Genomic DNA, 262 nt, shown 5'->3' with positions numbered 1-262 from the left:
GGTCATATGCACTCCCGCGCTTCTTCCAGGATGGCCCGGAGGGTAGATTCCCCTGACAATCTGTCACGGAGTGACCCATGCAGACTCGCACGCGCCTTCGCACTCTGGTGCCCAGCTTCCCCTCCACACTGCTCTGGATAGCGGTTTCCCTCTGCGCCACGACCGCCATGGCCAACGAGCCACTGCAGATCGATTCGCAAGGCAGCTTCCTCGCTGGGGGCACGACCAAGAAGGAGTCTGGCACGTTCGATCCGTTGAAGCC

At 61.8% G+C, this 262-nt stretch carries 1 pseudogene; it reads left to right on the top strand.

Going from position 1 to position 262, the window contains the following annotated elements:
• Positions 1-77: 77 nt before the first annotated feature.
• Positions 78-262: pseudogene (locus tag FQ664_RS27585) on the top strand (alpha/beta hydrolase); the annotation flags it as partial.

It is taken from the genome of Pseudomonas persica (genome assembly GCF_900291015.1).
GTDB lineage: Bacteria > Pseudomonadota > Gammaproteobacteria > Pseudomonadales > Pseudomonadaceae > Aquipseudomonas.
The sequence above is the reverse complement of the archived record's forward strand: the minus strand, read 5'-3'. Positions and strand labels throughout refer to the sequence as shown.